Annotated in this window: 15 protein-coding genes; 5 read left to right on the plus strand and 10 right to left on the minus strand. The window is 63.1% G+C overall.

Annotation, left to right across the window (positions count from 1 at the left end; all coding sequences use genetic code 11):
* Positions 1 to 2: 2 nt before the first annotated feature.
* Together mnmD and WNY61_RS02270 are read left to right on the plus strand one after the other, a co-directional pair.
* On the plus strand, positions 3 to 677 hold the full coding sequence (gene mnmD, locus WNY61_RS02265; protein ID WP_342849826.1) for a tRNA (5-methylaminomethyl-2-thiouridine)(34)-methyltransferase MnmD: 675 nt from the start codon (positions 3 to 5) through the stop codon (positions 675 to 677).
* Positions 674 to 1,552, plus strand: a complete 879-nt coding sequence (locus tag WNY61_RS02270; RefSeq protein ID WP_342849827.1) for a DMT family transporter — start codon at positions 674 to 676, stop codon at positions 1,550 to 1,552. Before mnmD ends, WNY61_RS02270 begins: the two co-directional genes overlap by 4 nt.
* Here WNY61_RS02270 and WNY61_RS02275 read toward each other — a convergent pair.
* Positions 1,517 to 3,481, minus strand: coding sequence for a lytic transglycosylase domain-containing protein (locus tag WNY61_RS02275; RefSeq protein WP_342849828.1), 1,965 nt, complete (start codon positions 3,479 to 3,481; stop codon positions 1,517 to 1,519). The genes WNY61_RS02270 and WNY61_RS02275 overlap by 36 nt on opposite strands.
* Before the next feature lie 125 nt (positions 3,482 to 3,606).
* On the opposite strand from WNY61_RS02275, the gene dapA reads away from it, so the two are divergent.
* Positions 3,607 to 4,482 carry a 4-hydroxy-tetrahydrodipicolinate synthase gene (gene dapA, locus WNY61_RS02280; RefSeq protein ID WP_342849829.1) on the plus strand — a complete coding sequence of 292 codons (876 nt, stop codon included), beginning with the start codon at positions 3,607 to 3,609 and terminating at the stop codon, positions 4,480 to 4,482.
* A 61-nt stretch (positions 4,483 to 4,543) separates the two neighbouring features.
* Here dapA and WNY61_RS02285 read toward each other — a convergent pair whose 3' ends face one another.
* The 6 genes from WNY61_RS02285 to WNY61_RS02310 form a co-directional block, all read right to left on the minus strand.
* Positions 4,544 to 5,419, minus strand: a complete 876-nt coding sequence (locus WNY61_RS02285; RefSeq protein WP_342849830.1) for a DmsC/YnfH family molybdoenzyme membrane anchor subunit — start codon at positions 5,417 to 5,419, stop codon at positions 4,544 to 4,546.
* Positions 5,419 to 6,183: a 4Fe-4S dicluster domain-containing protein gene (locus tag WNY61_RS02290; RefSeq protein WP_342849831.1), complete on the minus strand. Its 765-nt coding sequence runs from the start codon at positions 6,181 to 6,183 to the stop codon at positions 5,419 to 5,421. The genes WNY61_RS02285 and WNY61_RS02290 overlap by 1 nt, the downstream gene beginning before the upstream one ends.
* 49 nt (positions 6,184 to 6,232) lie before the next feature.
* Positions 6,233 to 9,049 (minus strand): molybdopterin oxidoreductase family protein, encoded by a 2,817-nt coding sequence (locus WNY61_RS02295; RefSeq protein ID WP_342849833.1) that lies wholly within the window; start codon positions 9,047 to 9,049, stop codon positions 6,233 to 6,235.
* On the minus strand, positions 9,046 to 10,146 hold the full coding sequence (locus WNY61_RS02300; protein WP_342849834.1) for an acetate kinase: 1,101 nt from the start codon (positions 10,144 to 10,146) through the stop codon (positions 9,046 to 9,048). Before WNY61_RS02300 ends, WNY61_RS02295 begins: the two co-directional genes overlap by 4 nt.
* 3 nt (positions 10,147 to 10,149) lie before the next feature.
* Positions 10,150 to 11,925 carry a sulfoacetaldehyde acetyltransferase gene (gene xsc, locus WNY61_RS02305; protein WP_342849835.1) on the minus strand — a complete coding sequence of 592 codons (1,776 nt, stop codon included), beginning with the start codon at positions 11,923 to 11,925 and terminating at the stop codon, positions 10,150 to 10,152.
* A 96-nt stretch (positions 11,926 to 12,021) separates the two neighbouring features.
* The gene (locus WNY61_RS02310) at positions 12,022 to 13,485 is read right to left on the minus strand and encodes a PLP-dependent aminotransferase family protein (RefSeq protein ID WP_342849836.1); all 1,464 of its coding nucleotides are present in this window, start codon (positions 13,483 to 13,485) and stop codon (positions 12,022 to 12,024) included.
* 118 nt (positions 13,486 to 13,603) lie between these two features.
* On the opposite strand from WNY61_RS02310, the gene WNY61_RS02315 reads away from it, so the two are divergent.
* A complete protein-coding gene (locus WNY61_RS02315; RefSeq protein ID WP_342849837.1) occupies positions 13,604 to 14,494 on the plus strand; it encodes a BadF/BadG/BcrA/BcrD ATPase family protein in 891 nt (296 codons plus the stop codon).
* Positions 14,491 to 15,621, plus strand: coding sequence for an N-acetylglucosamine-6-phosphate deacetylase (nagA, locus tag WNY61_RS02320; RefSeq protein ID WP_342849838.1), 1,131 nt, complete (start codon positions 14,491 to 14,493; stop codon positions 15,619 to 15,621). The genes WNY61_RS02315 and nagA overlap by 4 nt, the downstream gene beginning before the upstream one ends.
* Here nagA and WNY61_RS02325 read toward each other — a convergent pair.
* From WNY61_RS02325 to WNY61_RS02335, 3 genes are all read right to left on the minus strand, one after another.
* Complete coding sequence (locus tag WNY61_RS02325; RefSeq protein ID WP_342849839.1) at positions 15,618 to 16,376, minus strand: sulfite exporter TauE/SafE family protein; 759 nt, start codon at positions 16,374 to 16,376, stop codon at positions 15,618 to 15,620. The genes nagA and WNY61_RS02325 overlap by 4 nt on opposite strands.
* A 148-nt stretch (positions 16,377 to 16,524) precedes the next feature.
* Complete coding sequence (locus WNY61_RS02330; RefSeq protein WP_007118181.1) at positions 16,525 to 16,788, minus strand: glycine zipper domain-containing protein; 264 nt, start codon at positions 16,786 to 16,788, stop codon at positions 16,525 to 16,527.
* A gap of 206 nt (positions 16,789 to 16,994) precedes the next feature.
* Positions 16,995 to 18,392, minus strand: a complete 1,398-nt coding sequence (locus WNY61_RS02335) for an aminotransferase class III-fold pyridoxal phosphate-dependent enzyme (RefSeq protein ID WP_342849840.1) — start codon at positions 18,390 to 18,392, stop codon at positions 16,995 to 16,997.
* Positions 18,393 to 18,618 lie beyond the last annotated feature (226 nt).

Below are 18,618 nucleotides of genomic sequence, written 5' to 3' on the forward strand. Positions count from 1 at the left end.
CCGTGCCAGACCAGAATGCCCAGATCAGCTGGCGAGAGGGCCAAGTGCCGGTCTCGACCCAGTTTGATGATCCCTATTTCAGCCTCGAAGACGGCGCGGCAGAGACGGCCTATGTCTTTCTGGCGGGCAATGATCTGCCTGAGCGGTTTCGCCCCGGTTTTCATATTGCAGAGCTGGGCTTCGGCACCGGGCTGAACCTGCTGCTGGCTTGGGACGCATGGATGCGCGCGGGCCACGAGGAACAACTGCATTTCACCAGTTTCGAAGCCTACCCGATGCGCCCCGAAGATATGGCACAGGCCCATGCGGCTTTCCCGGCGCTCGACGGGCGGCGGGATGCGCTGACAGCGGCTTGGAATGGGACGGGCGGCGTGTTTGAACTGCCGGGCTTGCGGGCAGAGATCATCATCGGCGATGCGCGAGAGACCCTTCCCATATGGCAGGGACAGGCAGATGCTTGGTTCCTCGACGGATTTTCCCCGGCCAAGAATCCCGAGCTATGGGGCGACGCCCTGATGGCCGAGGTTGCCCGCCACACCGCGCCCGGTGGCACCGCCGCGACCTATACTGCCGCTGGCTTCGTCCGCCGCGCGCTCAGCGCAGGTGGTTTCGAAGTCACCCGCATTCCCGGCTATGGGCGCAAGCGCCACATGACCCGCGCGCGGATGCCGCTATGAGCCAGTCCAACAACATCCCGCTCGGCATTATGCTGATGGTCGCCACGACGATGGTCTTTGCCGTCCAAGACGGGCTGTCGCGTCATTTGGCCGAAAATTACAACGTGCTGATGGTGGTGATGATCCGCTATTGGTTCTTCGCCGCTTTCGTTATCGCGCTGGCGCTGCGCAAAGCGGGCGGCATCCGAAAAGCCGCCGCCACCACCCAGCCCGCGGTGCAGATCCTGCGCGGCGTGCTGCTCTCGGCGCAGATTTGTACGATGGTACTGGGCTTCACGATCCTTGGGCTGGTGGAAAGCCATGCCGTCTTTACCTGCTATCCGCTGCTGGTGGCGGCGCTGTCGGGGCCGATCTTGGGCGAAAAGGTCGGCTGGCGGCGGTGGGCGGCGATTGGTGTGGGCTTCATCGGTGTGCTTGTGATCCTGCAGCCGGGGCTTCGGGTTGTGGACCCTGCTGCCGCGATCCCGCTGGCAGGGGCGGCGATGTTTGCGGTCTACGGGCTGCTCACCCGCTATGTCGCACGGCGCGATAACACGGCGACGAGTTTCTTTTGGACCGGGGTGACTGGCGCGGTGGTGATGACCGCCGTCGGCGTCTGGTTTTGGGAGCCAATGACACCGGGCAACTGGCTGCTAATGGGCACGCTGTGCATCACCGGTGTGACGGGCCATTGGCTGCTGATCCGCTGTTATGAGGTCGCCGAGGCAAGCGCCGTGCAACCCTTTGCCTATGCGCAGTTGATCTTCACTGTGATCATTGGCCTGTCGGTCTTTAGCGAAGTGCTGCGCCCAAGCGTTGTGCTGGGCGCAGGCATGATTGTGGCTGCGGGGCTTTTCACCCTATGGCGCGAACGCCTTCAGCGTCGACCCGGTTAATTCCTCGCTAAAGGGGATCGGCAACGGGTCTTTCCCCAGACGCGCGCGGTAGACGGGCAGGCTTTCGGTTACGCGCATAACGTAGTTCTGGGTTTCGCGGAACGGGATCATTTCGATCCAGTCGACGATGTCGATCTCACCTTTGCGTGGATCGCCATAGGTCGCCATCCAGCGGCGCGGACGGCTTGGACCCGCGTTATAGGCGGCTGACATCATCGCGACATTGCCATCAAACTGCCCCGCCATCTGCGACAGATAGGTGGCACCCAGCCGTGCGTTGTAAACCGGGTCGGCGGTCAGACGGTCTGTGGTATGCTGGCTTGAGATGCCCAGATCACGCGCCACGTCTTTGGCGGTGGCAGGCATGATCTGCATCAGCCCCCGCGCGCCAACGCCGCTTTGCACGTCCGGGTCAAACTCGCTTTCGCGGCGGGCAATCGCGAGGGTCATCTCGGTCGCCATGGGCAAGTCTCTCTCCGCGAGGGGGTGCAGCGGGTAATAGGGCGCGGGCACTTCCAGCCCGCGCTGCGCCGCGCGTTTGCCGATCATCACGGCGATATGCGGCTGGCCCACGTCGATGGCGGCTTGGCCCAACAGGGCGGCGTCATCTGGCACGAGTTGTTCTGCCAAATGGGTCCAGAAACGCTCAGCTGTGGACAGCTCCCCTGATGCCTGCAAAAGCAGCCCCGCTTCGAACAAGGGTGCGCGTGCCAGTGGCGATGTCCGCCAGTCTTGCGCGGGCGGGGTGCCCTTCAGCTTTTCGTCGAAGGGAATGCCGCCCCGCTCAGCGGCCAGCAGGCCGTAGAAAGAAGTCTGAAATTTCGCCCCCTTGGCATAGGCTTTGGCCGCCCCTTCGGAATCACCCATCGCCTCAAGCGCGCGGCCCTGCCAATATCCGGCGCGGCCTTGGCTGATTGGGGATTCCACCGCGCCGTCGTGCTTTTGGAAGTGGCCCAGAGCGGTTACCGGATCCTTCAAGAATCGCAGGGCGAGATAGCCCGAAAGCCATTCGAGATCGGCAAAGTCCGACCCGCTGGTCAGGAAATGTTGTGATGCGATTTTATAGGCGGTCTGCGGATCGCCGTTGCGCATTTCATCGCGCGCCATGGCACGGCGGCGGTTTGACCACGCGGGGGGCTGACCCAAGGTCGCGGCAGAAGTGGAACGCTGCAGCAGCAAGTCTTTAGCCTCGTCCCGGAAGCCTTTGCGGATGCGCCACTCAAAGCGGTCATGCGCCAATCCCGGTGCATCGGCTTTCGACGCGGGCAGAGTATCAATTTTGGTGTTCACATCGCTTTCCAGCTTTTGCAGGGCGATCCGGGTCTCGGCCAGTGCCTTGTCGGCGCTTGAGACCAAATCGAACATCTGCCGCGCTTCGGAATGTTCGCGCTGCCAAAGCATCTCTTCCAGCCGCGCCGCATGATGCGGGGCCAAAAGGCTGCCATGAGCGCCTACAAACAGCGCCTGACTGGTGGCGTTCATGGGCATCGTGCGCCATGCCAGAACCAGATTTGCTTCGGCTTCACCGCGCTGGCCGCTGTCGATCAGGGCCTTGGCATGGGCGAGCACCCCGCGCGGGGTCTGGGGCCCCATGGCCGAAAAGAACGCCAGTATGTCGCTGGCGGGCTGCTCGATCACCGCTTCTTCGGTTTGTTTGCGCAGGTACTCCTCGCCCGGCCAATCAGGCCTACGGGCGAGAAAATCGCGCGCTTCGGCATAGCTGCCACGCCCGGCGCGCAGCCGGTGCCATTCAATCACATCGGCGGCAACCTGCCCATCGCGGGCGGCAAGTATCGCGGCAGAGTCCCAATTGCCTGTGCGCATGGCATCCATCGCCCACCCTAAAGGGCGCGGGCGCTGCGCTTCGGCAGGCACGGTCAGGACAAAAATACTTATGAGAATTGCCATCAGGCGCGTCATCGCTTGCATTTCCTACGTCTCCGGGGCTAGAGCCTTGCAACATATGGCTACGGCAACGTTTATCAAACCTTTGCGTTAGCGAAAGCCCTCATCCAGTCCGGTTTATCCCGGCCAGCACAACAAGGAGCGTGCACATGTTCAAAGGCTCTCTGCCTGCCCTCGTCACGCCGTTTCGCAACGGCGCGCTGGATCTGGATACGCTGAAAAAACTTATCGAATGGCACATCGGCGAAGGATCAAGCGGGCTTGTCCCCGTCGGCACCACGGGCGAATCCCCGACGCTGAGCCATGCCGAGCATGAGACCGTCGTCGAAGAGGTTGTCAAAGCCGTCGCGGGCCGCATTCCGGTCATCGCAGGGGCCGGGTCGAATAACACGGTCGAGAGCATCCGCCTTGCCCGCCACGCCGAGAAAGTCGGCGCGGATGCGCTGCTGTTGGTCACGCCCTACTACAACAAGCCGACCCAACGCGGTTTGATCGCGCATTTCACCGCCGTGCATGATTGCTGCGACCTGCCGATCATCATTTACAACATCCCCGGCCGGTCGGTCGTGGATATGACGCCCGAAACGATGGGCGAATTGGCCCAACTGCCGCGCATCGTCGGCGTGAAAGACGCGACTGGTGATCTCGCTCGGGTCAGCGACCAGCGCATCACATGTGGCAAAGATTTCATCCAACTTTCCGGCGAAGACGCCACAGCGCATGGGTTCAACGCCCAAGGCGGTGTTGGCTGTATCTCGGTCACTGCCAACGTCGCGCCGCGCCTTTCCGCGCAGATGCAGGCGGCCTGCCTTGAGGGTGATTACGCCAAGGCGCTGGAGCTTCAGGACCGTTTGATGCCGCTGCACAAGGCGATCTTTACCGAGCCGGGGCTGGTTGGCGTGAAATACGCCATGTCGCGGCTTGATCTCTGCTCGGACGAGGTGCGCTTGCCGCTGACGGAGCTGACGGACCCGACCAAAGAACTGGTCGATGCGGGTCTGCGCCATGCGGGTTTGATGAACTGAGACTGCTTTCTAAGCTGTGAATTAGAATGCAGAGGGGGTGGAGACACCCCCTCTTTTGCATTCAGCGTTTGCCGTAGTAAATCCCGACCACATGCTCCGCCTGCGCGAAGAACAGCCAGCGCGAGGTCAGCACCCCCGCCGCGTGGCTGAGCACCGCGAGGGCCGCCGCGAGGTGGTGGAACACGGGCGAGAGCAAGAGCAACAGTGGCAGCAGCACCATCAGCGTAATCGCGATCACCCGCAGCTTCAGCGCGTGTTTGCGCCCAATCTGATAAACAAACTCTCGCAGCAGATAGTTGCTGCCAGTATGCGGCGGCTCAAAGGCGCGGACACTGCCGATATTGCCGAGCCGCGTCGCCGTCGCGATATCGGTGCCCGAGGCCGCCAGCGCCTGATCCCCGCGCCACCATGTGACGATCTGCACCACGCCCGCCAGCGCAAGAAGCAGCATCGCCGTGGTCACTTGCCCGGCCAGCAACGCGCCGCCCGCAATGCTAAGCGAGAGGAAATTCAGCGGCGTCATGACACTGCGCCAGCGCTGCACCGCCTTCATCTGGGTATAAATCATCGCGGTGGTCAGCACCGTCAGCAGCGACAATGCCGCGCCTAACAGCCCCAGCGGCCAAAGCCGCATGTCATAGAACACCAGCCCCGCGCCATACACCGCCATGGTCAGCAGGGCCGCGACCGAGGCCCAAGCCTCACGGCTAAGCCAACTGCTGCGCCACTGGGTAAACGCCTTGAGCGCGCGTTCTGGATGGCCCAAGTGGAATGTCGATGCGATCAGCCCGCCCACGGCCAAAAGGTAAGCCAGCGCGAAGAAAACGAAGGCCACCCAGCCGGTCACGGCAGGCAGGCCGATGCCGAGCCATGCAAGCAGGCCAAAGCCGAGCCCCGACAGGCTGCTGAACAGGATAACAGATGGTGCCGGATGCATCAGAGCTTCTCCAGAGTGCGGTCAAGCCAGCCGAGGAAGCCTTTGGGGCCGCTGTCGATCGGGGCAAGGAAGGGCGCCAGTATGTCAATCTCCCCATTGTCCTCTGGGCCTTGCAACTGATCGCGCGGGCGGGGCGGCAGGTATTTATTGACCGGCTTGGTACCTTGCTCGGGCATCAGGTCCACACCGCCACGCTTGGCCACCAATTGGCTGACCGCGCTGTCGGGATCGCCCAGATCGCCAAAATGCCGCGCGCCAGCGGGGCAGGTGCGCACGCAGGCGGGCTGGCGGTCTTCTTCGGGCAGGTTCTCGTTATAGATGCGGTCGACGCAGAGGGTGCATTTCTTCATCACCCCTGCGGCCTGATCCATCTCGCGCGCGCCATAGGGGCAGGCCCAGGCGCAGAGGCCGCAGCCGATGCAGTCGCTTTCGTTGACCAGAACGATCCCGTCTTCGACGCGTTTGTAGCTCGCTCCCGTGGGGCAGACGGTGACGCAGGGCGCGTCATCGCAGTGCAAGCAGGATTTCGGGAAATGCACGAGCTGCGCGGCACCGGCCTCGGGCTGCACCTCATAGCTGTGCACGCGGTTGAGGAAGGTGCCCGACGGATCGGCGCCATAGGCGTCTTGGTCCGACAGGGGCGCGCCGTAGTTTTCGGTGTTCCAGCCTTTGCAGGAGATCACGCAGGCATGACAACCGACACAGGTATCAAGGTCGATCACAAGGCCGAGTTTGCGGTCGGTCTGTTGTGGGAGCGTGGTCATGGCTGGGTGTCCTGAGGGGTCTTGAGCGGTGCGGAGGAGAGAGAGGCGGTCATTTGCCCACCTTCCACGCAATGTCGCGCGGCGCGGGCGGGACGGGGGAACGCTGCGCCGGGATTTCTGGCTGCGCTTCGGCAGGGGCGTCGGTCTTCTCAATATGCACCTTGAGGTCGAACCATGCGGCCTGACCGGTGATCGGGTCGGAATTGGCCCACCGCAGCCCATCGCCTTTGGGTGGCAGCAATTCGTGGATCAGGTGGTTCAAAAGGAAGCCTTTGATCGCCTCGGGCGAGTCTTTGTCGAGCGCCCATGCGCCCTTGCGCTTGCCGATGGCGTTCCATGTCCAGACCGTTTTGGGGTTCAGGGCCGCCATCTCCATCACCGGCACGGTGATCCCGCCGTGCGGAGAGGTCACGCGCGCCCAGTCGCCGTCTTGCAGCCCCTTGGCGCGCATGATCGCGGTGGGCAGGTAGAGCGGATTGTGCCCGTGCAACTGCCGTAGCCATGCGTTTTGGCCGCCCCACGAATGGTACATCGCCATTGGGCGTTGGGTCAGCGCGTGGACGCCATAGCCCTCAGCGCCTTGCGGATCGCTTTCATACCAGATCGGCAGGGGCGACATGGTCTGCTTGATCCGTTCACGCAGGTGGTCGGGGGGCTGGCGTTTGCCATGACCTTCGGCGGCCAATTGAAAGCGCCGCAGCGGCTCGACGTAGAGCGAAAAGAGGTAGGGTTGCGGCGCGTCATAGATGCCCATGCCGACGGCCCAATCCTGATAGGCGGCGTTCCACGGTTTGTAGTAGTTCGCCCCCTCCGGGATATGATTGACGAAGAAGCCGCCGTTCTCAATGTAGCGGTCAATCTGCTGGGGGTTCGGCGCCCCGCGCCCGACATCCTTGCCGTCCTTGCCCCGGAACCCGGCCAACGGGCCGATGCCCGGACGGCGTTCGTGATTGGTGATGTAATCGGCGTAGTCTTTGTATTTCTGGCTGCCATCCTCGTTCACGAACCCCGGCAGACCGAGCTTCGCCCCCAGATCGCAAAGCGCTGACTGAAAGCCGCGCACGTCGCGGTTGGGCTCCACCACCGGCCAACGGATCGCATCGGCGGCGGCGTCGGCCTCGCTGATCGGGCGGTCGAGCAGTGAGATGCAGTCGTGTCGTTCCAGATAAGTCGTGTCGGGCAGGATCAGGTCGGCATAGGCGACCATTTCCGAGGAATAGGCATCGGAGTAGATGATCCGAGGGATGACGTATTCACCATTGTCATCAGTGTCGGTCAGCATCTCCATCACCCCGCCGGGGTTCATCGACGAGTTCCACGACATATTCGCCATATACATGAACAGCGTGTCGATCTTATAGGGATCGCCGGCGTGCGCATTGGAGATCACCATATGCATCAGCCCGTGGGCCGACATTGGGTTTTCCCATGTGAACGCCTTGTCGATCCGCGCGGGGCTGCCGTCGGCGCGTAGCGCCAGATCGTCCGGGCCATGCACGAAGCCCAGATGCGGCCCATCCAGCGGCGCATCGGGGGTGGCTTTGCAATGTGGTTTGGGGTGCGCGGTTGCAGGCTTGGGATAGGGCGGTTTGAAACGGAAACCGCCCGGCACTTCGACGGTGCCGAGGATGATCTGCAACACATGCAGCGCACGGCAGGTCTGAAACCCATTGGCGTGGGCCGAGATTCCGCGCATGGCGTGGAAAGAGACCGGGCGGCCTGTCATCGTCTTGTGATGCTCGCCGCGGAAGTCGGTCCATTCGTGTTCAAGCTCGAAAGCTTCGTCAAAGGCGACGCGGGCCAGTTCGGCGGCAATGGCGCGGATGCGCGGGGCGGGGATGCCACAGCGGTCGGCCACGGCTTCGGGGGTGTAGTCCTCACCGAGGTATTGCTCGGCCATCTGGTGAAAGACCGGGCGGTGGGTAATGCCCGCCGTTCGGTAGGTGGCGGCAAGGTCGGGGCGCACGCCGGGCTGATCGAAGGGGGTCAGCTTGCCGGTCTTGCGGTCGACCACCAGCGCCTTGCCGTCCGCGTCGCGCAGTTGCAGGCCATATTCGGGCGACTTCGGGTCGCTGTTCAGCAGCACTGGGGCGTCGGTGTAGCGGGCGAGGTAATCCAGATCGATGCGCCCCGCCTTCATCAGGCAGTGGATCAACGACAGGATGAACAGCCCATCGGTGCCGGGCGTGATGCCGACCCAATCGTCGGCGATGGCGTTATACCCGGTGCGGATCGGGTTCACCCCGATGACCCGCGCACCGCGTTTCTTCAGCTTGCCCAGCCCCATCTTGATCGGGTTGCTGTCATGGTCCTCGGCCACGCCAAACAGCATGAACAGCTTGGTGTGGTCCCAATCGGGCTGGCCGAATTCCCAAAAAGCGCCGCCCATCGTATAGATGCCCGCGGTGGCCATGTTGACCGAGCAGAAACCGCCATGAGCCGCGTAGTTCGGCGTGCCAAAGGATTGCGCCCAAAGGGAGGTGAAGCTCTGCGACTGGTCGCGCCCGGTGAAGAATGCAAGCTTTTCCGGCGCTTCGCTGCGCAGCGGCTCCAGCCAGTCTGTGGCAATCTGCAGCGCCTCGTTCCAACTGATGCTCTCGAACTCACCCGACCCGCGCGGGCCGACCCGTTTCATCGGATTGCGCAGGCGCGCGGGGGAATTGTGCTGCATGATCCCGGCAGACCCCTTGGCGCAGAGCACGCCTTGGTTCACCGGGTGGTCGCGGTTGCCCTCAATATAGGCGACCTTGCCCTTTTTCATATGCACGTCAATGCCGCAGCGGCAGGCGCACATGTAGCAGGTGGTCTTGCGAACCTCGTCCGAGACCCTGGGCGACAGATCAAGCGGCGGCTGGGAATGCTTCATGGGCGGGCTGGGTCTTTCAGCAAGGCGCGCGCTTGGCGCGCGATATGTTTCTCTTCGGCGGCGGGGATGATCCAATTGGGAATATTTCCCGCCCAGCTTAGGTTTGCAAGAACCTTTTCCCTCACCTCGGAATCGTTTTCGCCGATACCCCCGGTGAAGGCGATGCCGTCGATCCCGCCCATGGCGGCGATCATCGACCCCGCTTGCCGGGTGATCCAGTAGCAAAAGTGGTCACGGGCGAAGCGGGCGGCATCGCTGTCTGTTTCCGCCAATTGCCGCATATCGGCGGTGAGACCAGACAGGCCAAGTAATCCGCTTTCGTGATGCAGCAGCGTTTGAGCCTGCTCCAATCCCACATCGCGCACCAGATGCAGGACCGCGCCCGCGTCAATCTCGCCCGCGCGGGTACCCATGGTCAGCCCGCCGAGCGGTGAAAAGCCCATCGTAGTGGCGACCGATTGCCCCTCAAGGACCGCGCAGAGCGACGCGCCATTGCCCAGATGCAGCGCCAGCAAACGGCGGGGGAGGTCTGCGCCAGTGGTCTCGCGAAAGTTCGCGACGAGGCTTTCATAGCTGATGCCGTGGAACCCATAGCGGCGCAGTGCGGCCGTTTCGGCCCGGTCGGGCAGCGCATAGCGGCGGGCGACATCGGGGTTGGTCCGGTGAAACCCGGTATCAAATGCGGCAACCTGCGGCAGGTCGGGCATGAGGCTGGCCAGCGCGTCGATGGCCCCGAGGTGGTGCGGATTGTGCAACGGCGCAAGCGGCGCGGCGGCGGCGATGGCGGCCCGCACTTTCGGGCTGATCACACAGGTATCGGCCAAATCCGGCCCGCCATGCACGATACGGTGCGCGGCGGCGGTGAGATCGCCCGTGTCGATACCTTCCCCGCGCAGCGCCCCTAACAGCGCGCGGAAGGCCGTCTGGTGATCCGGCAAGGCGCGCGGCTGCGCTGGTGCAGAGCCGACCCGAAGCGCGCCGGTCTGGCCGATGCCCTGCGCCTCAATCCGCAGACGCTCGGTCAACCCGCCGTCAAAGACTGCCGCCTTAATCGACGACGATCCCGCGTTGACGACAAGCACCAGCGCTTGTGTCACCCCTCAGACCCGTTGCGGGCGCATGTCATCCCGGCTGATCCCGGCGACAGAAACGGGTTTCTTCATCGCGTCGCGGCGGAAGGGCTCGCCCAGCTCTTGGTTCAGCAGCACTTCGATAAAGGTGGTCTTGCCCTCGTCCATCTGCGCCTTGACCGCGCGGTCGAGCGCGTCGGTCAGTTCATCCATCGACGACACTTGCACACCCTCGACGCCGCAGGCCTTGGCCACTGCGGCATAGCTCACGTCCTGCGCCAATTCGGTGCCGACGAAGTTGTCGTCGAACCACAGCGTCGTGTTCCGTTTCTCCGCGCCCCACTGGTAGTTGCGGAAGATCACCATGGTCACGGCGGGCCAGTCGTCGCGGCTGACGCTGACCATCTCGTTCATCGAAATGCCAAATGCGCCATCACCGGCAAAGCCCACCACCGGCACATCCGGGCAGGCGATCTTGGCCCCGCAGATCGCCGGGAAACCATAGCCGCAGGGGCCAAAGAGACCGGGCGCGAGGTATTTGCGGCCCGCCTCGAATGTCGGATAGGCATTGCCGATGGCGCAGTTGTTGCCGATGTCGGAACTGATGATCGCCTCTTTCGGCAGAGTTTTCTGAATCGCGCGCCATGCCATGCGGGGGGACATCTTTTCCGGCTCGCGGTCGCGGGCGCGCTCGTTCCATGTGGTGCCAGGATCGTCGTCCTCGTGATCCATCGAGGTGAGTTCCTGCGCCCATGCGGATTTGGTCTGGGCGATCAGGTTGCGCCGTTCCTCGCGGCCTGCGTCGCCCGCGTTGTCGCTCAGCCCATCAAGGATCGTGCGCGCCACCTTGCCCGCATCGCCGACGATGCCGACGCTGACCTTCTTGGTCAGGCCGATGCGGTCGGGGTTGATGTCGACCTGAATGATCTTGGCGTCCTTGGGCCAATAGTCGATGCCATAGCCCGGCAGGGTCGAGAAGGGGTTGAGCCGCGTGCCGAGCGCCAGCACCACATCGGCCTTGGCGATCAGTTCCATCGCCGCTTTAGAGCCGTTGTAGCCCAAGGGCCCCACCGACAGGGGGTGCGAGCCGGGGAAGGCGTCGTTGTGCTGGTAGCCGCAGCAGACGGGCGCATCGAGCCGTTCGGCCAGCTTGCGCGCGTCGTCGATCGCGCCGCCGATGACCACACCCGCGCCATTCAGGATCACCGGGAATTTCGCGTTTGAAAGCAGGTCGGCCGCCTCGGCGATGGCGGTCTCTCCGCCAGAGGGGCGCTCGAACTCGACGATGGCGGGCAGGTCGATGTCGATCACTTGGGTCCAGAAATCGCGGGGGATGTTGATCTGCGCAGGGGCGGAGTGGCGTTTGGCTTGCAGGATCACGCGGTTCAGTGTCTCGGCGATGCGGGTCGGGTCGCGCACTTCTTCCTGATAGGCGACCATGTCGCGGAAGAGCGCCATCTGCTCGACCTCCTGAAAGCCGCCCTGACCGATGGTCTTGTTCGCCGCCTGCGGGGTCACCAGCAGCAGCGGCGTGTGGTTCCAATAGGCGGTTTTGACCGGCGTCACGAAATTGGTAATCCCCGGCCCGTTTTGCGCCACCATCATCGACATCCGCCCCGACGCGCGGGTGAACCCATCGGCCATCATGCCGGAGTTACACTCATGCGCGCCGTCGTAGAAGGTGATCCCGGCGGCGGGGAAGAGGTCGGAGATCGGCATCATGGCCGAGCCGATAATCCCAAAGGCCGTGTCGATCCCATGCATCTGCAGGGTTTTGACGAAGGCTTCTTCGGTGGTCATTTTCATCGCGTGATCCTTTGAGCGTGGGGCAAAGCTTGGGGCAAATTACGGGCAGGCGCGGGTGGGGGTTAGGGCCAGAAATGGCCCGGCCCTAAGGCCAGATCAGCGCAGGCGGTCAATCTCTTGGGCGATCAGGCCAACCCCCTCCTCAATGCGTGCGGCGGGGATGGAGGAATAGGCCAGCCGGTAGTAATTCGTCGCCTTCTCTTCGCCCGTGAAAAAGGCGTGGCCGGGTTCAACCAGAACGTCCCGCGCGCGCAGGTTTTCGGCCAGTTGCGCGGTATCAACGCTTTCCGGCGCGCGCATCCAGAAGGACGATCCGCCATAGGCACCCCGGCCCGAGACCCGCAGGCCGTGCGTCTCAAGCGCCTCTTCCATGACGCGGCGACGCTCGTGCAAGGCCAGCCCCATGCGACGGATCTGCGCGTCGTAATGGCCCAGAGACAGGAAATAAGCGGCGGTGCGCTGGATATGCCCAGGCGGGTGGCGCAGGACCGAGGCGCGCAGCGCGCGGGCCTCACGGATGAACGGCTCAGACCCCACCAGATACCCCAGCCGCAGCCCCGGAAAGAGCGACTTGGAGAAGCTGCCGACATAGATCACCCGCCCCTCATCATCGAGCGACTTGAGCGCGGGCGAGGCGGGTTTGAGGAAGGACATCTCAAACTCATAGTCATCCTCGACGATCAGCGCCTCAAGCGCGCGGGCGCGGGCCAAGAGCGCACGGCGGCGGTCCATCGGCATGGTCGCATTTGTCGGGCACTGGTGGCTGGGCGTGGTGAAAATTACATCCGTATCGGGGGGGATCGCCTCGGGCGGGAGGCCGTCTTGATCCACGCGCACCGGGGTGATGTGGCAACGTGATTGGCAAAGGATACCGCTGAGCGCCGGATAACACGGGTCTTCCAAAACGGCGCGGCGGCGTTGGGTCAGCAGCACTTGGGCGGTCAGCCATAGGGCGTTCTGCGCGCCAAGCGTGATGAGGATTTGCTCAGGCCGCGCCGAGACTCCGCGCCGGGGCAGGATATGGCGGGCAATGAATTCGATCAGCTGCGGGTCGTCCTGATCGTAGTAGTCGGTCGTCATCGAGGTGAAGTCGCGCTGGCCCAAGGCTTGCAACGCGCAGAGCCGCCAGTTGGCGTGGTCAAAAAGCGTCGGGTCGGCTTGCCCATAGATGAAAGGGTAGCGGTAGCTGGCCCAGTCCTGCGGTTTGGCGGCCAGCCCATTGGCGCTGAACCGTTGACCGATGGCGCGGGTCCAGTCGATGGCGTCATCCGCCTCGGCGCGGGGGGCAAAGGCTGGGGGCGCGGGGGCGTTGTCTGAAACGAAATACCCCGACCGCCCGCGCGAGGTGAGGTAGTCGTTGGCCAAAAGTTCGGTATAGGCGATGGTTACCGTGATCCGGCTGACCCCGAGGTGAGCGGCGAGTTTGCGGGTGGAGGGCAGTTTCTCGCCCCTTTGAAACCGACCGGAGAGGATGCCCTGAGCGATCATCTGTTGGATCTGCTGTTGCAGGGTGCCTTGCGCATCGGGGCGCAGGAAAAAGGTCTCGACGGGCAGGGCCATGGGGGCGACGTTAGGCTGGCCCTAGGGGGAGTTCAATCTGGCATTACGGGCCGCCGAATTTGACGCGGTGCCCCGCCCCCTACTTCCGTTCGTCCGACGCGTCGCCTAGAAGTATCGGATGAGCATCTTCGCCCCTCTTTTGATCGCCGTGGACGGCGGTGGCACAGGTTGCCGCGCGGCCATCGGCACGCAGCATGATGGCATCCTTGGCCGGGCATCCAGCGGGCGCGCGAATATCGGCAATGACCCTGAGCAGACGCTTGTGAACCTGCGCAGCGCGGTTGAGGCGGCGGCGGCCTCGGCGGGGCTGCCCGTCTCGGCACTTGAGGGGGCCACGGCATACATCGGCCTTGCGGGGATGAATATTACGCGCGACGAGGCGCGCCTGCGCGCGGCGCTGCCCTACGCCCGGATCATTGCTGATGATGACCGCCCGGCCTGCGTCGTTGGCGCGCTTGGCGAAGGCGTGGCGGGCTGGGTGATGGCCATCGGCACGGGCACGATTGTGGCGGCAACGGATGGCGCAGGTTTTCGCTATGTCGGGAGTTGGGGGTTCCATCTGGCCGATCAAGGGTCGGGCGCATGGCTGGGGCGCGGGGCGCTGAACCTTGCGCTGCAATGCCATGACGGGTTGTTGCCGCATAGCGATCTGACCCGCGCTGTGATGGCGGATTTTAGCAATAATCCTGATGCCTTCGTGGCCTTCAGCCTGACGGCGCACCCCGGAGATTACGCGGCTTTCGCACCAAAAGTCATCGCAGCTTCCGAGGCCGGGGACCGCCATGCTGAGGCCCTAATGCAGGAAGGCGCTACCTATTACGTCCGCGCGCTGAAGGCGCTGGATTTCGCGCCCGGTGATCCGCTCTGCCTGCTGGGCGGGATCGGCCCGCATTACGCGCAGTTCCTGCCGAAAGATCATTTGACGGGTCAGATCGCAGCGCGGGGTTCTGCGCTCGATGGGGCGTTTCAACTGGTCTGCAAGGCCGCAGCGGAGGAGGTTTTGCCATGAGCGAGTTCGTGAAGGTTTTTACCGGGGTCGACATTCATGACGGGGAGCACCTGCACCCCGGCAAGGTGCTAGCGCTGATGCAAGACGGCAGCCGCCGTATCCTCACCCCCGAGGAGGTGCCGGAAGGCACAGCGACGGAGCGGTTGGCGGCAGGCGTGCTGTGCCCCGGTTTTGTCGATCTTCAGGTCAATGGCGGCGGCGGGGTGATGTTTAACGACAGCCCCGATGTGGCCACCCTGCGCCGCATCGCTGAGGCGCATCGCCGTACGGGTGTGGCTGGCTTCCTGCCCACCTTGATCACCGACACGCCCGCTACAACCGAAGCGGCCATCGACGCTGCCGAGGCGGCCATTGCCGAGGATGTTCCGGGCATCATCGGACTGCATTTGGAAGGTCCGCATTTGTCGGCCGCGCGCAAAGGGGCGCATGACGGGGCGCTGATACGTCCGATGACCGACGGTGACCTTGCCTTGATCCTGCGCGCGGCGGCGCGCTTGCCTAACCTCATGGTCACGGTCGCGCCCGAAAACACCAGCAACGCGCAGATCCGCACGATGACCGAGGCGGGGGTGATCGTCTCGCTCGGCCACAGTGATGCACATTATGAGACCTGTATGGCTGCCTTCGATGCGGGTGCCTGCTGCGTCACGCATTTATTCAACGCGATGAGCCAGATGGGCAACCGCGCGCCGGGTTTGGTCGGGGCTGCGTTGGCCTGTGAGGGGGTCCACGCGGGGCTGATCGCCGACGGCATCCATGTGCATCCCGCCAGCATGCGCAACGCGCTGGCCGCCAAGGGCAAGGGGATTTTCCTCGTCAGCGACGCCATGGCGACGGCGGGATCGGATATCACAAGCTTTACGTTGAACGGGCGCGAGGTTTACCGGGCAAACGGGCAGCTGACCTTGGCGGACGGCACTTTGGCAGGAGCGGATCTGGAGATGGGCCGCGCGGTCTATACGCTGACCCACGCGGTGGGGGAGCCGTTGGAGATTGCACTGGCGCGGGCGATTTCGGGGCCACTGGCGCTGTTGCGCGACCACATGGGTTTGTGCCAGATCGAAAGCGCGGACCAGCCCTTGGTGCTTTTCGATCCCGAAAGCGGCGCGGCGCGTGTGCTCGGCTAGCCTGCGAAAAGCCGCCAGAAGAACACCGCGCTCATGCCAAAACCGATGGCGGCGATCAACCAACGTACCGCTTGTTTCGGCAGCGCCCGGGCCAGCGGCGCGCCAGCATAGCCGCCTGCCGTGGCTGCCAGCATCATCAGCAACGCTTGCGGCCATGCAACAAGCCCGGCCAGTGCAAAGACCACCACAGAGATCGACGAAAGCACAAAGCTCAGCCCGTTTTTCAATCCGTTCATCCCGTGCAGATCGGTCATCCCCCAGAGCGCGAAAAGGGCCAGCAACACGATGCCCAAACCGCCGTTGAAATAGCCACCATAGACGCTGACCGCAAAAAGGCCGAGCGCGCCTTCGGGCGTCACAGCGCGGGCATGGGCGGCAGCGAAGGCGCGGATACGGTCGCCCAGTAGGAAGGCCAGCGTCGCGGCAAGCAGAAGGAATGGCACGACGACCGAAAAGGCCTCGTTGGAGGAGACCAGCAGCAGGCCAGACCCGACGAGGCCACCTGCAAGTGTTATGAGGCAAAGCCGCGCCAGCCGCTTGCGGTCAAAAACGCCCAGTTCATTGCGAAAGCCGAAGGCTCCGGCAAGGTAGCCGGGAAACACCGCCATCGCGCTTGTTGCATTGGCTGCTACGGGGGGCATTCCGGTGAAGACCAGCGCCGGAAAAGTCAGAAATGTGCCGCCCCCGGCGATGGTGTTTAGCACCCCCGCACCGAAGGCTGCGATCACTAGGATCGCGATATCAAACAACGTCATTTGCCCTCCCCAAGCGCTCAGGCGCTCTGATCCCTGTTAGGATCAAAACAAGGTGTTGCCAAGCGTTGCGTGGGAGGGCTGGAAATGAAAAAGGGCCTCGACCAATGGTCGAAGCCCCCTATACGCAAAAATGCGCGAAGTCAGACGTTTACGGGCACGCTGCGGTGTAGCGCTGGCCGTTGGAGTTCTGGTAAACGCATTTGCCGGACTGGGTCTGGCCGATGTAGTTGCCAGCCGCTGCACCAGCGAGACCGCCAATGATTGCGCCTTGAACTTTGTCGTCGCCACCTGAAACGGCAGCACCTGTGGCCGCACCGAGGGCTGCACCTGTCAGGGCGCCTTGGCTGGGCGTGGTGCCGTTACAAGCGGCAAGAGTGGCGACCAGCGGAATGGCGATAAGGAATTTCTTCATGTCTTTCTCCCAAGTTACTCATTTGCCAACGCGGGGAGGTTGGAAGAGGTTCCCGCGAAAGCGATGGATATTAAGAAAAATTTTCAACGCAGGGGTGCGCGGCAATTTTCCATCTGATGTCATGTTCGGGCAAGACAAAGGGTTAAATAGACGAAGGCAGCATCGGGTCAACCAATGCTGCCTAAGATCGCACCGCTTCTGCGGTTTTACGCCGAGGTAAAGACCCGACCTAATGCGCCGTCTACCGCCGTTATGATCTCATCTATGTCGTCGCGCGAGGCGATCAGCGCGGGGGAGAAGCACAGCGTGTTGTTCTTGCCCGGCAGCGAGCGGTTGGTCGCGCCGATGATCACACCTTGGGCCATGCAGTCACCCACGACGGCCTGAATGCGCTTTTCTTCGACCGGGCTGCGGCTGTCGCGGTCCGTGACCAGCTCCGCCCCCAGAAACAGCCCCTTGCCGCGCACATCGCCGATCACTGCGTGTTTGTCGGCCAGCGCGTGCAACTGCTCCAACATGTAGTGGCCCATGTTGGTGGTATTCTCCAACAGGTTCTCGCGTTCGATGATGTTCATGTTTTCGATGCCCGCGGTCGGCCCCGCGGTGCAGCCGCCGAAGGTCGAGATGTCGCGGAAGTAGTTCAGCGGATCACTGGCGTCGTCTTTGAACATGTCGAAGACGGCGTCAGTGGTGACCAGACAGGCAATCGCGGCATAGCCAGAGGCGACGCCCTTCGCCATCGTCACCATATCGGGCTGAATGCCGTAGTGTTGATAGCCAAACCACGTGCCGGTCCGGCCCACACCGCAGACGACCTCATCAATGTGCAGCAGGATGTCATACTTGCGGCAAATCTCTTGCACCCGCTCCCAATAGCCATCGGGAGGGCAGATCACGCCGCCGCCTGCTGTCACCGGCTCTAGGCAGAGCGCGCCGACGGTTTCCGGCCCTTCGGCCAGGATCACCTTTTCGATTTGGTCAGCGGCCCATGGGCCGTAGTTCTCTTGCGGCGCGCCATCCTGCTCAAAGCTGCGGTATTCAAGGCAGTGCGGCACGCGCACGAAGCCCGGCGCGAAGGGGCCGTATTGCGCGTTGCGCTCGTCCTGACCACCCGCCGAGAGGCAGCCGATGGTGGTGCCGTGATAGTCACGGTCGCGGTAGAGGATCTTGTGCTTCTTGCCGCCATAGCGTTTGTGGGCGATTTGGCGGACCATTTTGAAGGCTTTCTCATTCGCCTCAGAGCCGGAGTTGCAATAATAGACGCGGTCGAGACCGGGCATCTTATCCAGCAGTTTCTCGGCGAAATGCGAGCCGGGGATCGAGCCTGCGGAACCTGCGAAATAGTTCAGCTTGATCAACTGGTCGCGCACGGCATTGGCGATGCTTTCGCGGCCATAGCCCACGTTCACTGTCCAGACACCGCCAGAGACCGCGTCGAGGTGTTCTTTGCCCTTTTGATCCCAAACCCGCATGCCTTTGCCTTCGACAATGATGCGCGGATCGGTGGTTTCATAGGGTTTGTGCTGGCTCAGGTGGTGCCAGATATGCGCGCGGTCGGCTTCGACAACGCGGGAGATGTCGTTCTCGTTGAAATTGCCGTCCATGGGGCAAACCTTTCTGTGCGGGTGGGCGAACCCACGAATGAAGCCCGCGCAGAGGCGGGGAATGTGCGTATCACATCACCGCGAAAGCCGCGCCGCAAGTAGTGCCAGATGGGTTTGTTCCTTAAGGCCAGCCGGAGGGGCCGATTTCTTTTGAAGAAATCTGGCCAGACTTTTCTAAAAAGTCCGCGGCCTTATGCAAAAACGCCGGGGTGAGGCCCGGCGTTTG

The organism is Sulfitobacter sp. AS92 (genome assembly GCF_038900015.1).
Taxonomy (GTDB): domain Bacteria; phylum Pseudomonadota; class Alphaproteobacteria; order Rhodobacterales; family Rhodobacteraceae; genus Sulfitobacter.